Annotated in this window: 17 protein-coding genes and 1 pseudogene; 2 read left to right on the top strand and 16 right to left on the bottom strand. The window is 48.2% G+C overall.

What is annotated here, in order from left to right; all coding sequences use genetic code 11:
- Window positions 1-11 precede the first annotated feature (11 nt).
- The 9 genes and pseudogenes from WH37_RS24350 to WH37_RS34950 all read right to left on the bottom strand — a co-directional run.
- The gene (locus WH37_RS24350) at window positions 12-1202 is read right to left on the bottom strand and encodes a M20 metallopeptidase family protein (RefSeq protein ID WP_046233224.1); all 1191 of its coding nucleotides are present in this window, start codon (window positions 1200-1202) and stop codon (window positions 12-14) included.
- Between the two features lie 33 nt (window positions 1203-1235).
- A complete protein-coding gene (locus WH37_RS24345; protein ID WP_046233223.1) occupies window positions 1236-1949 on the bottom strand; it encodes a FadR/GntR family transcriptional regulator in 714 nt (237 codons plus the stop codon).
- A gap of 735 nt (window positions 1950-2684) precedes the next feature.
- Window positions 2685-2858 (bottom strand): hypothetical protein, encoded by a 174-nt coding sequence (locus WH37_RS35715; RefSeq protein WP_156182357.1) that lies wholly within the window; start codon window positions 2856-2858, stop codon window positions 2685-2687.
- Window positions 2859-2928: 70 nt separating this feature from the next.
- Entirely contained in the window at window positions 2929-3075 is a 147-nt protein-coding gene (locus tag WH37_RS35710; RefSeq protein WP_156182355.1) for a hypothetical protein, read from the bottom strand.
- Between the two features lie 157 nt (window positions 3076-3232).
- The gene (locus tag WH37_RS24340; protein ID WP_046233222.1) at window positions 3233-4030 is read right to left on the bottom strand and encodes a hypothetical protein; all 798 of its coding nucleotides are present in this window, start codon (window positions 4028-4030) and stop codon (window positions 3233-3235) included.
- Complete coding sequence (locus tag WH37_RS24335; RefSeq protein WP_046233221.1) at window positions 4027-4620, bottom strand: DUF1572 family protein; 594 nt, start codon at window positions 4618-4620, stop codon at window positions 4027-4029. The genes WH37_RS24340 and WH37_RS24335 overlap by 4 nt, the downstream gene beginning before the upstream one ends.
- 58 nt (window positions 4621-4678) lie before the next feature.
- Window positions 4679-5215, bottom strand: coding sequence for a YfiT family bacillithiol transferase (locus tag WH37_RS24330; protein WP_046233220.1), 537 nt, complete (start codon window positions 5213-5215; stop codon window positions 4679-4681).
- Window positions 5216-5415: 200 nt separating this feature from the next.
- Window positions 5416-5934: a spermidine/spermine N(1)-acetyltransferase gene (locus tag WH37_RS24325; RefSeq protein WP_046233219.1), complete on the bottom strand. Its 519-nt coding sequence runs from the start codon at window positions 5932-5934 to the stop codon at window positions 5416-5418.
- A 41-nt stretch (window positions 5935-5975) separates the two neighbouring features.
- Window positions 5976-6132: pseudogene (locus WH37_RS34950) on the bottom strand (MarR family transcriptional regulator); the annotation flags it as partial.
- A 360-nt stretch (window positions 6133-6492) separates the two neighbouring features.
- Here WH37_RS34950 and sdaAB point away from each other — a divergent pair.
- On the top strand, window positions 6493-7167 hold the full coding sequence (gene sdaAB, locus WH37_RS24320) for an L-serine ammonia-lyase, iron-sulfur-dependent subunit beta (protein ID WP_046233218.1): 675 nt from the start codon (window positions 6493-6495) through the stop codon (window positions 7165-7167).
- 5 nt (window positions 7168-7172) lie between these two features.
- A complete protein-coding gene (gene sdaAA, locus WH37_RS24315) occupies window positions 7173-8051 on the top strand; it encodes an L-serine ammonia-lyase, iron-sulfur-dependent, subunit alpha (protein ID WP_046233217.1) in 879 nt (292 codons plus the stop codon).
- Between the two features lie 13 nt (window positions 8052-8064).
- On the opposite strand, the gene WH37_RS24310 is transcribed toward sdaAA, so the two are convergent.
- From WH37_RS24310 to WH37_RS34945, 7 genes are all read right to left on the bottom strand, one after another.
- The gene (locus tag WH37_RS24310; protein WP_046233216.1) at window positions 8065-8841 is read right to left on the bottom strand and encodes a LamB/YcsF family protein; all 777 of its coding nucleotides are present in this window, start codon (window positions 8839-8841) and stop codon (window positions 8065-8067) included.
- Between the two features lie 5 nt (window positions 8842-8846).
- Window positions 8847-9863, bottom strand: a complete 1017-nt coding sequence (locus tag WH37_RS24305) for a 5-oxoprolinase subunit C family protein (protein WP_046233215.1) — start codon at window positions 9861-9863, stop codon at window positions 8847-8849.
- Window positions 9863-10627: a 5-oxoprolinase subunit PxpB gene (gene pxpB, locus WH37_RS24300; protein WP_082110982.1), complete on the bottom strand. Its 765-nt coding sequence runs from the start codon at window positions 10625-10627 to the stop codon at window positions 9863-9865. Before pxpB ends, WH37_RS24305 begins: the two co-directional genes overlap by 1 nt.
- Window positions 10628-10825: 198 nt before the next feature.
- Window positions 10826-12061 (bottom strand): MFS transporter, encoded by a 1236-nt coding sequence (locus WH37_RS24295; protein ID WP_046233214.1) that lies wholly within the window; start codon window positions 12059-12061, stop codon window positions 10826-10828.
- Window positions 12062-12141: 80 nt separating this feature from the next.
- On the bottom strand, window positions 12142-12777 hold the full coding sequence (locus tag WH37_RS24290; RefSeq protein WP_046233213.1) for a hypothetical protein: 636 nt from the start codon (window positions 12775-12777) through the stop codon (window positions 12142-12144).
- A 112-nt stretch (window positions 12778-12889) separates the two neighbouring features.
- Window positions 12890-13456 (bottom strand): hypothetical protein, encoded by a 567-nt coding sequence (locus WH37_RS24285; RefSeq protein WP_074904631.1) that lies wholly within the window; start codon window positions 13454-13456, stop codon window positions 12890-12892.
- Window positions 13432-13968, bottom strand: a complete 537-nt coding sequence (locus WH37_RS34945; protein ID WP_331458075.1) for a tyrosinase family protein — start codon at window positions 13966-13968, stop codon at window positions 13432-13434. Before WH37_RS34945 ends, WH37_RS24285 begins: the two co-directional genes overlap by 25 nt.
- Window positions 13969-14414: the final 446 nt, after the last annotated feature.

Here is a 14414-nt window from a genome sequence, read left to right as displayed (position 1 = left end):
TTCGTTCACGTTCACGATTGCGGATCAGCCAAATAATTAAGTGCAAGGGCCGATAACATTGCAGCTCCGTAAGGAAGAGCGGCTTCGTCCAAATCAAACTGCGGATGATGCAGCGGGTAGGATGTATACTCCTCGCCACTTCCAACGCCCAAACGGAAAAATACACTTGGTACAGCCTCGGAATAAAAGGCAAAGTCCTCGCCGCCCATCGACGGCTTTACATAGATCCATTTTTTTCCGTCCAATAGCTGTTCGCTTGTCGAGGTAAGAAAATCAACCATTCCATCATCGTTTTGCACAACCGGATAACCCATCTTGTAGTTCAATTCGTAATCCGCCCCAAACGATGAAGTTACGCCGCGAATGATGTCCTCAAGCAGCTGCGGCATCCGCTCGCGAACTGCTGGTGTCAGTGTCCTGACTGTGCCGACCATCTCCACTTCGGGTGCAATCGCTGCCCCCATGTAGCCTCCGTTGATTTTGCCAATCGTAACGACAACGGGCTCAAGCGGATCAACTAGACGACTCGCTACATGCTGCAAGGCCGATATCACCTGTGCCGCTACCGTAATCGCATCTACCCCTTCATGAGGACGGGCAGCGTGTCCGCCTTTGCCGATCACCTTGATCGTTATGCTATCCGCTGAAGCGAAGGCGACTCCCTTCGTTACGGAAATGGAGCCTGTCGGCAGCGAAGGAAAGACATGCAGCCCTGCCATTACATCCACAGCGGGGTTTTGCAGCACACCGTCGTCCATCATCGCTTTCGCTCCGGCTAGCCCTTCTTCAGCGGGCTGAAACACAAATTTGATATTTCCGCTGGCTGGCTTGCCTAAACCCGCAAGCAGCTGGGCCGCACCCATAAGCATGCTCGTATGAGCATCATGGCCGCATAGATGTGCTTTACCGGGTACTTTCGATTTGTAAGGAACGGTCTTCAGATCCTCAATCGGCAATGCATCCATATCCGCCCGAAGTGCAATTGTGGGACCGGGCTTTTCGCCGCGAAGCAGTGCGACAACGCCTGTTTTCCCAATATTCGTCTGAACCTCCAAGCCTAGCTGCCGCAAATGCTCAGCGACGATTCCCGAAGTTCTTACTTCCTCAAATCCAGTTTCAGGGTATTGATGGAGGTCTCTGCGCCATGCTACTAGTTGTTCCTTCTGCTGATTTGCAAGAGCAAGAAGCTCATTTAATTTCAATATCTTCACCCTCCTACAGTGCCGGTTGACCAGTTAACTGTCTCCTTCGACAACGACACGCGCATAAATCGCATGTACGGTTTCGTCGATATGCTGCTGCATCGCTTCTTTCGCGCCGTTTCCATCACCGGCATGGAGCGCATCAAGCAGCAGCATATGCTTGTCATAACTTGTCCGCCTGACGTTCTCGTTATAGGGCATCAAATCCAGTGCAGGATTAATTTTGGTACGAATCTTCCTGACTGCCTTCTCGAAATAGTCGTTGCCGGAAGCTTTAGCAATCGACAAGTGAAATTTGACGTCCAGAGAACGGAAAATTTCACGCGTGCAATCCTCTTCCATGCTCGTTTCAATAAAACCTCGCAGCAGTTCGAGCTCTGCCGTGCTTATCCGCTTAGCAGTAAGGTAGGCCGCCTCCGGCTCTATAATGGAGCGATATTCGAATACTTTCAACATATCATCCCAGCCGCCGCGCACTTCCTCCCGCGTTCTCTGATGCGAGTTTATCGTTAAAGGAAGAACGAATGTGCCGCCCTTGGCTCCGATCCGCTTCTCGATTAGCCCCTTGCCCTCAAGCTCGGATAACGCCTCCCTGACCGCAAGCCTGCTGGCCTTAAACACCGCTGCAAGCTCCCGTTCCGTTGGCAGCTGCTCCTCCGCTAGAAAATCTTTAAGGATAATCGCTTCCTCTAGCTGCTCCAAAATAAAATCGCTAACTTTTTTAGCGGATACTTTTTCGAACTGCATTTGACCCCTCCAAATCAACAGGAAAACATTAAGGTTCAAACCTTAGACCAAAACTACCATATCAATCCCTATCTGTCAACTTGGTATTTGAATTTTCTTCGACAACCGTTTTCTTTATCCGACAGATTTCGCCTCACGCAAGCGTAAACGACTGTTGCCGTCCTCTGGCGGCAAAGCTTCCGTTTCGCGTAGAAATATAGAGAATAGATGGAATAATCATATGCTTTCCTATATTTCAAGCGTAAACGGCTGTTGCCGTCCTCTGGCGGTAAAGCTTCCGTTTCGAGGGTGAAATATAAGCCGATTATAAGTGTGAATCTTATAAATTCTTATATTTCAAAGAAAACCGCCGAGTTGTATTTGGACGTTTGATCCAAACCGTACGGCGGTCTGCCCTGCTATTTCATGTTTATTTTTAGAACTGTTTAGACAGCTTTAAGTAGCTTTTATACGAGTAAAGTACCGAGAGCACTGAATTCATAATCGAGCTGAAAGCAAGCAGCCATTTCCTCGTCCGCTCTATTGGAATATGACGCCAGCATAAGTATGTAATGATCCTATAAAAGGTGAATGCTTGTATACAGACCCAATGAAAGAAAGAAGCTCACAATCGCAAGCAAATTCAACTTTGAAAGAGAGAGTATACTACTTTTTCCTTTATAGAGCGTCAAATAACGACCAAAAGCCTGCTTAAACAGGCTTTCCTCCTGTATGCGTTCACCTGTCGCGCTCTCTCTAGGGACGTTTTCGGATCAGGCGATTTATGGCTGCGGATATCGCTTTCTGGTTATTGCTTTCCTCTTCCGCTTTTTTTAGAGCAAGCAAGGCCAAGCCATCACCAATCAACGACAACGAAGCAGAAATTTTAAACAGATCGTCCGAGGTTATTTTTTGTTCATCAACCATCATTAACCCTTCCTCACTAGATGATTATATCCTTCAGCCATATACATACAAGGCGAGATTGTTCATGACCTCGTTAGGAGGTATCATCTTTCTCCGCTCTGGCTTTCAGAACGGCAAATAGCCCAAAAAGATCGCCAACCACTAATATAACAGCAGACCATAAGGCGAGATCATCGGCTGAAGGCTCATTCGATTCCGGTTTTGTAGTGGTTTTTGACATCCGGATTAAGCTCCTTCGTTTCTTAGTAATGATAACAGCCTATGCAGAAGGTCACTGCGTGGTATAGGCATATGTAACGCCTTCGGAAACTTTCGCCCTCTCTTTAACAGAAAAAAACCGTCAAAGCACACTTTGACGGTCTTGTAAACGACTCACCCTAATATTGCGGCTCTGCCGCCCGCACATCAAAATCCTGTATTTTCACAAGCGCCTTCTTGCCGCGATTGCCTCTCTCAATCACCTGTTCGCCAGCCTCTTCATCCCATGTTTTTTTCACGAACTCGCCTGTCAGCAAATTATAATCGTCTTCATCGGCATTATCCATAAGCTCATTGCCCGTAAAATAAGAGCCCGTTGTCGCCCCTATTAAATACCAATCGTTATCCTGATAACGAAAACGATACGTATTGTACCATCTCGAATTGCTGCCGCCAAAATGACGAAGAACAAGAACACCCTTCTCAATCGTCAGGCTTTCAAACGGATCGCCGTAAATCCCGCCTTCATTCGCCCTCATTACCGCCTGCTCCGCAATAACAGACCGCTTGTACGTATGGTCCGTCTGTCCAAAAGCAATCATAATGGCGCGATCTGGCGCTTCTTGCGAAATATCTTCCTTCTCCAGCACGGCGGCGATGTCGACTAGCCCATCGTTGTTCAAATCTGCTTCTGCCTGCTCAGGTTCTCCATCAAAAATCTCCAGCACTTTCCATCCGGCTGGTACGAGTGACTCAAAGTCCGCGGCTTCAGCCTCGTCATCCGCAGCGCTTGTTACTGGAAATTCCGAATCAACCTGACTCGCTCCTTCCGCATAATCCTGACCCGAGATATTAGACGCTGCGCTTGCCGAAATAGGAGCGGCTTCTGGCTCAACACTTCCAGTATTCGTATCCGCGCCGCTGCATGCGCTTGTGAGCAGCAAGCAGATTATAACCAGCGTATAGCAAGCCCTCAAAGAGTTTCCCCATCTCCATCCAACCGCTTTAGTTCCTCATCGGTAAAATGCTTGATCGCTTTCTCTTTGGCAAATTTCCCGGCATTGTATTGCTTCGAGCCGTTTCTCGGCACGGACAGGCTGTTCCACTCGTTTTCCTTCAACCATTTTGCAGCGTAAACGATTTGCCCAATATGATACGGATAATGCGCCAGCTGACGGTTGATCGCCTCCAGAACGGTGTGCCCTTCATTGCGTATATAAATAATTTGACCAAGCTGCTCCGGCTGGAGCGAATCTATCGCCTGAAAAAAACAAGCCCACGCTTCATCCCAGCTCGCGAGCAGCTCTTCCTTATTCGTCCAGTCATTTTCAAACTCGGCATCGCGGTCCCGCCAATCCTTTTCGCCGTCTGCTGTCAGGAAATCCGTCCATCTGGACAAAATGTTGCCGCACATATGCTTGACGATTGTGCCAATGCTGTTCACATCCTCCTTAGGCTGTGCAAACAGCTGCTCCGGCTCGACCTGACTCATCGCTTTTTCAGCAAGTTTTTTGTAATAGTGGAACTGTGATTGGATGCTATCCAAATAAACACGCTGTAAATCCATACTGACATCCCCTCTCCTCATTACAAGTCAAAAAAATAGTCTTTCCGCCGATTGTATGCTAGATCATGGTCCAGCCCATGCGCTCACGCAGCCGGGTAATATGGGCAATATGGTGATTGCCATGCCAGGCATAATTGCCCGCATTCCAATTCAGACGAATCGTATTTCCGGATTCGGGATGAATAAAAGCACGCTCCAACTGCTCACGGCTTAGCGAGCGAAGCAGCAGCAGCCACCTGCTGTGCAGTGCATCAAGAAGCGCTAAAGACAACTCAACAGGACCTGTGCGCCCGTCACTCAGCTCCGCCCATCTTTCCTCGTAATAAGGACGAATTGTCGGCGTTTCTTCGGTTAGCGCCAGCTTATATCGCATATATGCGTTCATATGGCTGTCCGCTATATGATGCACAACCTGTCTCACCGTCCACCCATCTGGGCGGTATGGCGTATCCAGCTGCTCCGCACTTAAATCGGATACAGCAGCTCGAAGCCGCGCAGGAGCCGATTCAATGTCGGCAAACCAGCCATCTAGCTGCTGCCGCGAAATATCACCCTCATGCTCAAACAAACCGATGGGAAAGCGCAAAACATCCATTTTCCAGCCTCCTGCAAGCATAATGATGTTACCGTCCTATTCTTATTGAAATTATAATAGGATTTCCGTTTAATTGGAAAGGCATTTATTTATGCTCGGGAAATCTTCCGGCAAAACCGACTTAAAACCAATCGATTGCGACAAGCTAATCTAGCGATCGAATAACTTATCCGTAAGTTGAATATCATCTCGGACCAATGTTATATGAGTGTTTTGGTCATTATAAAATCTATTTGTTCTTCATCACCCATATAGAAAGAATGGGCTCCTGTTTGAACAAAGTCGATTTTTTTATAGAAGGTAATTGCGCTCTCATTTTTTTCCCAAACCCCTAGCCAGATCTTTTCTTTATTCCGTTCTATCGCTATTTTTATAGCTTTATTTATTAGATATTTACCAAGCCCCTGTTTATGAAGTTTTTTCCTTATATAAATCCTCTCGATTTCAAGCGAATCGTTGCCCATTATTTCAGTTTGAGCATCATTGGTGTTTAGCTTTAAATACCCGGCAATTTCCTCATTAGAATAAATAAAATAGAATTCCGAAGAGATATTAGATAATTCTTTCTCTAATTGTTTTAAATTAAAGGCTTTTTCCAAGTAGGCTTTCATATTTTCAGGTGAATTTTGATTCTTAAATGTCTCATTAAATGTTTCAACACTAATTTCTTGAAGTAACCTAAGATCTTCAAATGTGCACTTTTTTATATTTATAGTCATTTTATTTTTCCTCCTTTTACTAAATCAATAATTTCTCGTGCTTCCCTTTTTATAAAAGGGTAAACTGTCTTTCCTTTCTCTGTAGGAAATAGTTTTTTTATTTTTTGGTTATATTAATCCTTATTCTTTTCAATATTACTTACTTACAGAATCCAATGCCCTAGCAATCATTCCAACCTCACGTAGAATCTCCTTCATAATTGCAACTCCACTAATATTGTATTTTTCAAACGCGGTAAAAAAATAGTACTCTATTTTTGTTGTATTTACAACAAAAAGCCTTGCAGGTTTTTCCACGTCTACAACTTTATTTTCTTTTCACATCAGAAACACGGTAGATATATGCGAGCTGGCAAATGAATAAGCTTTATAAGATGTCAGCAGCACAGTGACTTCCCGCAGCGCCAGAGGACTCGTCGAATCATCGCGGTCTTCATGTTATTTTTCATAACAAATAAAACTTGAATAATGACCTTTGAGTTATATATATTGACATAAAATGTAGTGTTAAGTTACTCTAAGTAGCAGTGATAACCTGAACAGAACGGTGGTAAAGCTATGCGATTTAAAAATGTATTTTCGATTATCGGGCCTCCCATGGTCGGCCCCTCCAGCTCGCATACAGCAGGAGCCGTCCGTATTGGCCGCGTAGCGAGACAACTGCTTGGTACGATTCCGAACAAAGCCGCTATTAAGCTGTACGGATCTTTTGCCGAAACCTACCAAGGACATGGCACCGATCTCGCACTAGCCGCTGGCTTGCTGGATTATGATACTGATGATGCCCGAATTCGCCATTCGCTTGAAGACGCCTGGTCATCTGGCATGGAAATTAGCTTCAGTCTGGGAGTGGGACATGTTCCACATCCGAATACAGCTAGAGTCGCGCTGTGGGCAGGAGAGCGATATGCCGAAATTGTCGGCGCCTCTATTGGCGGGGGCAATATTATGATTCATGAGATGAATGGTTTTGATGTCCAGTGCACAGGGGAGTTTCCGACGCTTGTGCTTCTTCATGGGGACTTTCCCGGCGTGCTCTCCGGCATTACGCATGTGCTAAGCGAGGATGGCGTCAACATAGGTTACATGGATGTGGATCGTAAAGCGAGGAATGGCGAAGCGATGACCGTCATTGAAGCAGATACGAAAATTACAGCCGCTACGCAGCTCAAAATCCAGCAACTGCCCCATATGATTAAAAGCTCTATTATTGATCTCACCTTAAGGAGCTGAGCCGTATGAAATATCGTTTTTTGCATGAGCTGGCCGCAGCGGGTCAGCAGCAAGCCAAAACTATATCGCAAATTATGCTTGAAGAAGAAATAGCAGAGTCAGGTCAAACCGAGGAGCATATTTTCGGACAAATGGCGGATTACTACCAAATTATGAAGGATGCCGTGAATAAAGGACTAACTACTAATACGCAATCCAAGAGCGGGCTTACCGGGGGCGATGCCCAGCGTGTTCAAGCCTTCAGCGCCAACCACGAGCCATCCTCCGGAGAGCCGGCAAGCACAGCGATGGCCTATGCCCTCGCCGTTTCCGAGGTCAACGCGTCCATGGGCCGCATCATTGCAACGCCGACCGCAGGCTCTTGCGGCATTATTCCCGGTGTATTCGTGAGCGCACAGGAGCGTTTTGGCTGGAGCGACGAGCATATGGTCAGAGGGTTATTTTGCGCAGGTGCGATTGGCTATGTCATTGCGAATAATTCCTTTATTTCCGGAGCGGAAGGCGGCTGCCAAGCTGAGGTCGGCTCCGCGATCGGCATGGCGGCGGGAGCTATGGTTGAGCTGCGAGGCGGCACGGTAGACCAAGCGGTTCACGCAGTTGGGCTTGCCCTTAAAAACTCGCTCGGACTCATTTGCGACCCGGTTGGCGGCTTAGTAGAAATTCCATGTATCGTCCGGAACGGCTTTGGAGCTGTTACCGCTTTGGCGGCAGCAGATATGGCGTTGGCTGGCGTCCGCAGCATCATTCCATCCGATGAGGTCATTAACGTCATGCTGGAGGTCGGCAGCGCCATGCCAAGCAAACATAGAGAAACGGCGCAGGGCGGTCTCGCCCAAACGCCGACAGGTCGCAAAATTATGGAAAATTTAAAAAAACGCAAATAAATAGAAAAGCTCATTAAGTGGGCAGATTAGAGCCCGGCGCACAAAGGATAATCCCTTCCGACTCCAGCAGCTCACGAATATGCTTGACGAACAAAAGCGCCTTCTCGCCATCTCCGTGGACACATATCGTTTCGGCAGCAAGCGGAACTTTCACTCCCTGCGTCGACCAAACAGCTCCTTCTCTCAGCATCTGAAGGAGCTGTTTCAGCGCTTCATTCGGCTCCTCTATTAGCGCACCTACGTGACTGCGCGGTGTCAGCGAGCCGTCTTGCTGGTAAGTACGATCTGCGAATACCTCACTCGCCGTGCGCAGCCCCCGCTTTTTCCCCGCATGAATCAATTCGCTCCCCGACAAGCCATACAAGATAAGCTCCGGATTCACCTTATACACCGCCTCAGCAATCGCTTCAGCCAGTTCCGCGCGCCTTGCCGCCATGTTATACAAGGCGCCATGAGGCTTCACATGCTGCATAACGCCGCCTTCGGACTTTACGAAGCCATTCAGCGCGCTGATTTGATATACGGTCAGATCATATGCTTCCTCTGGCGAAATCGCCATCTCACGCCGTCCGAAACCGATTAAGTCCGGCAGCCCAGGATGGGCGCCGATGGCAACGCCATTTTCCAGCGCCAGCTTCACCGTTCGTCTCATCGTTCCCGGATCGCCGGCATGAAAGCCGCAAGCAATATTGGCCGATGTAATGAGCGGCAGCAAATCAGCATCCTGCCCCAGCTCATACACGCCATAATGCTCACCCAAATCACAATTTAAATCGATGCTCAGCGTCATTCGTCCTATCTCTCCTCTCTATAACGTATTACAATAAACATCGAGAGCCGCTGCATTTGAAGCTCATGCTTGATATAAAGCTCTTCCGATTTTTGCCGTGTAATTTGCTTAAATCTAATCGTCTCTCCCGGCTTTGCTTGCGCAAGCAGCGGCAAATCTACCGTGGCAACTTGGGCGATTTTCGGATAGCCGCCAATCGTCTGATGGTCCGCCATCAAGATAATCGGGCTGCCGCCAGCAGGCACCTGAATGGTACCCATGGATACCGCCTCAGAAATAGGCTCAAGCGCCGCTTCTGTTCCAAGACGCGGGCCTTCCAGCCGGTAGCCCATCCGATCCAATTGCGTCGAAATTCGAAAATCGCTCTGCAGAAAATGCTTCCTGCTCCCTTCGGTAAAAGCATCAAAATGCCGTCCGGGCACGAAGCGAATGACTGGGTTTTTCCGATAAAAGGGACGTCCCTCTGAACCAATAGACCAGCTTGCTGCAAAAAATGGCGCGGCATCCTGCCTGTCTCCAGCTTCCTGCTCCCAATAAAACAACGTTTCCGACGCTCCTTCTCCGATCGCCACCACATCGCCCGCTTTTAAAGCCCGGCCTTCAAAGCCGCCTATAGCCGCACGCGTGTACGTGCTCCTGCTGCCCATAACGAGCGGCACATCCACGCCTCCAGCAGCTGCTATATAAGCGCGGGCTCCCGCCACGCAAGCTCCGAATGAAAGCTCATTTCCTGCTTTTATATAGACTGGCCGCCATAATGGAACAGCTATTCCATGCACCGTAGGCGACAGGTTGCCTCCACATATAGCGATTAACGCATCCTGTTCAAAAATCAGCTTCGGGCCTATGAGCGTAGCTTCCAGCACCGCTGCTCCCGCCTCATTTCCAACGAGCAAATTAGCCGCGCGAAGCGCAAAATCATCCATCCCCCCGCCTGCAATAATGCCCTGCTGCCTGTATCCGAGCCGTCCCCGATCCTGCACGGTCGTGAGGAGGCCTGCATGTTTTATTCGAATGCCCATTATGCCTGCTCCTCCCATGCGATAAACGCCTCATAGCTGATGGGCTTAAAATAAACCTGATCTCCCGCCTGCAATAAGCTCGGCTGCTCATGCGATGGACGGAACAACACCAGTGGCGTACGCCCGATAATTTGCCAGCCGCCAGGGGAGACGATAGGATAGACCCCTGTCTGCTTGCCGCCGATACCTACGCTGCCAGGCTCAATCCGCAAGCGGGGCGTACTCCGCCGAGGCGTAGCGATTTGCTCAGGCAAACCTCCCAAATACGGAAAACCGGGGGCAAAGCCGACCATATGTACGAGATAAGGCTGCGCCGCATGCAAGGCGATGACCTCTTTTTCCGAAAGTCCGCTATGAGCTGCAACCGCTGCAAGATCCGGCCCTAGCTCTCCGCCATAGCAGACGGGAAGGGTTACGATCCGCGGAGCAGCAGCCTGCTCGCCTTCCAGCTTGCTGACAATGTCCATGAGCAGCTCGCATACCCACTCATAAGGCGAAGCAGCCGCTTCAGCTAGCGAATTCCAATTATTTTCGGCTACTGGGGCCAGCAGCTTCATTGGATCATAAAAAATCGTCAGCGTTACAAACGCCGGTACAAGCTCAATGAAACCGGGAAAAGGCTCACGCCGCAAATAAGAGCTGAGTGCTTGCACACGCTCATGTGTCTTCTGGTCAATGACGCTGCCCAGCTCCACAATAATCGCCGTATCGCCAAGCGGCGACAGCTTTACTTCAAAGGATGGATTGACAGGAACAATAGACACGCCTTCACCTCTCTTTTTCTAAAATAATAGGTCACCCCTTACCTCTTATATCGGTCACTAATCGGCATAATCATAAATTCGGCAAAATATAACGCTCCTCCTCTCGCTTCACATCCATTAACAGCCCTAAACAGCAAAAAAACTGTAAACCACGCAATATCGCGGTTTACAGCTTCATCACCGTTTCATCGGCAAGCTTTACGTCTCGTGTTTCGGCCTTCCCAAAGAGCGTCCGCCCGTTTTCATGACCATTTGCCTGCGGTCAAGCTGAAAGGCGATCACACTTAGAACAATCAAGCCAGCGGAAAAGCCCGTCAGCAGCCATGCCGACTGGTTAACCTGCAAGTGGTCGAGTCCCCAGCCCATCGTAAGCGGCAGCACGGCACCACCGACGCCGCCAGCTGCAATCATAAAGCTCGGGGTAGATTCCTCTGCACCCGGCAGCAGCTTGCTCGAAAAAACGAGCGCGATGGAAAATACGCCAGACATCGCCAGACCCAGCAGCAAAATGACAACGAAGGCGGACCATACCTGGTTCGTAAAAGGAAATACGATGAACAGCAGCACGGTCGCCCCGCAGCTTGCCATAATATACAGCCGATATTTAATTTTCTCGGCTATAACTCCAGCGAACAAACGACCGAATGCCATCGCAATCCAAAAGCAGGTTACACTAAGCGTCGCCCCCGCCTCCTTCATGCCCAGCTTCTCAATGAGAATGGCGGGCATAAAGTTTGCGAGGCTCATCTCCGTCCCTACATAGAGGAAGAAAAATACAATAAACAACGAGAAAATAACCCATTCCTTGCCCTGATAAAGCGGCTTGCCTGCACGCTTCGCCTTCTGCCGTTCCTCCGCAGCGGATGCGACTGACTTGCGCAGCACCGCATCCAGCTCGCCGAAGGAGCCTTTTGCCCACATAATCAAAGTCAAAATTGCAAAAAGTGAAACGACCAAAAATGACAGCTGCCAATAATTGGCCCAGATCAGGCCGCTTGCTATTAGCGGCATTACCATAGCGCCAACGCCGAAAAACACCTCCAGGCGGCTCATCGCGACGGCCGTTTGATTTTTGACCGCTGCGATTATAATCGTTCCGATCACCGCTTCAATCATGCCAAAACCAAAACCGGCTACGATGGCAATCGCATACAGCCAGCCCCAAGGCGGCAGCAGCATAAACATAAATTCAGCGGCAAACAGCATGCCAAATGCCAGCAACAGCCCGCCTCTTTTGCCCAAATGGCGATTCAGCCACGGCGAGAGCAGCACCCCGACCAGAAATCCGCCGAACTGCGTGAAAATGAGCGTGCCGCCCTCGCTGTACGCTTTGCCATAATGCTCGAGCGCAACGGGCAATACGGAGCCCAGCACAACATGGGCAAGCCCGATAATGAAATAAGACAAACAACCTAGCCAAATCAATCGTTTCATCATATACTCCTTCTGGAAAATAAGATTACCAGAAACAATTGTATGACAAATGGAAGCTAAGAGCCAGCAGATTCAGTAAATTACTTCAGGGTAGATTTGCGTTGCAGCAAGTTTAAAGTCTTCACTAGAAAATGAAATAGATTTACCCACCTTTGTTTTATTTGATATTGGAAAGCTGAAAGTTTATGCAAAGCAATGGCGTTCCATGCTGTAGCCCCGATCAGTACGCCCCCTCCAAAATAAAGCTCCGCACGACTATCGTTAAACTTGCCCGCAATCATCAACGCGGACGAAACGAATGCCAGAGCAACCGGGCCATATCCATTGCGTTCACGCGCACGATATGCCGTTGCAGCGACTGTTGCCATCATCATTAGAGCCATAAGCGGCAATAGCCAGGGACGTTCCAGCCCCCTCCCAACACCTAGACCAATAATCTCAAACAGTCCCATATAAGCGGAGCCGCAAATCGCGCATTTGGGCAGCACAATGAGCGCTATTCCCGGTATGACAGATGTAAAGAAACGATAAGACCACCTTCGTCTGCCCTTGGGCTCCGGAATTGCCGATAAATCAACGATCCTCTGGGACAGGAATGCAGCAGCACCAGGAATGTCAGCACCAGCCTTCAGGCTTAATACCCGAACACCATTAATATACAGCGCATGGTCTTTTTTTCGTTTGATATACGAAGGTATTCTCGGATCTCCTGCCAACCATTCCGACCACGTGGATAGTTGCTTTGGTTATCTAAAGCTCGTTTTAAACACTCCCGCAGCCTTCCAAGCCCAGCATTATCGTCTGATCGAACGATATCGACTCGCAACTCTATCCCTCCGTACCCAAATGCCGGATTTTAAAGGCACGTGTCGCCATATGGGGATTGGTGATTAGTGTATTTGCAATTCCCGCAATTGGACGGTCAAAAGGATAGCCCAACGCTCTGCTGTCTGGATACGGCTGATTTTGATTCGTTACACCGCAGAAGCTGATTGAGCCGCATGTGCTCTCCCTCACCCTATCTTCATTCCAATCTGTCAGCATAACCATCATCACATACGGCATTCCCTCCTCATTGCCGCGGGGCAGCAGCAGCGTATAAGGCCAACCACACTGACAGCCGCTTTCTCCTTGTGTTCTTTCAGGGTTAGGCTCTAATGCTGCTGGTTTTTGAATAACAGAAGACTCTTTAGAATTCTGATAAATGACATTTTTACCAGGGGAAGGCTTGGCGACAAACTTATCTATTTCAATCCATGAGCGGTAGTCCTCTTGATTTTGCTCAGGCGCAATAAAAATACGGACTGTCGATTCGATATCACGCGAGGATACGTTTTCTACACGTAAAAAATAAGCAAAACCCTTATGTGTCAAATATTTAATTTGATCATACATTTGTAAACCGTTTGAAGCTCATCCGTAGTTGTAATGGTGGCTCCTCCACCTTCAAACGGTCCATCCTGGAAAGCTGCTTCCCAATCGGCGAAAGCCTCTTTTCCAATCTGCTGCAAGTCTCCTACTGATGACAGACCATCTTCCCTGCACAAAATAATTTTATTTATTCTTATCTCGGGTCCGCCTCCGAAAGCATTAACCGGCATTCGCTGAAGAAATTCGTCATAAAGATTATCAACTTCCTTGTGCCAGCGCCAAAAGAACGGGTGACGGCAGGCGGTTGCCGGATCTCCCATTATTTCATCCTCTACAGATGAGGCTGCAACAGACAAATTCACAACAGCCCTATGGCCTGATCCGTGAAAATTATTTTCTCGTTGGGAATCATTCAAATTTTCCGGCTCATTCGACTCTCTCCATTCCGTATCATTACCAAGCAGGTCTACCGCTTTTTTCGGATTTTTGAGATAAAGATCGAATTTGTCCCTTATGTCCCTGCGGCCATTTTCCAGCTTGCTAATATCTTCTGATCCAAGTTTTCTATTCCCACTCGAAAGAATGCTCGGATCATACGGATCAACTGGCCCATCATACTGACTAAAGGCTTCTACACGTCTTCTAGAGAAAAAGGTTCCGATTCTAAATTTCCAAGTTCAATTTCAGCATGAAGGGGGTTTACAAACAAATCCTCAAGCTTGCGATTTAATTCCTTTACGTTCAGGTCTGACACAGGTGCACTCTCCTTGATTTCAGTCTCCATAGGTGGATAGAAACATTTACAATCATAAAGCGTTTTTAAAGTTCTATTTTTTAGATAAACTTTAAAATTTATACATTTTTATATTTATGGAAAAATAAAGAATTCTATCAACTCCCATAATGCTTACTACATCAATAGAAACGGTTAAGTGGAAGGCAAAAAAACCGCTGTCCATTATTTGGACAGCGGCTCAACTTT

It is taken from the genome of Paenibacillus algorifonticola, assembly GCF_000971975.1.
GTDB classification, from domain to species: domain Bacteria; phylum Bacillota; class Bacilli; order Paenibacillales; family Paenibacillaceae; genus Pristimantibacillus; species Pristimantibacillus algorifonticola.
The sequence above is the reverse complement of the archived record's forward strand: the minus strand, read 5'-3'. Positions and strand labels throughout refer to the sequence as shown.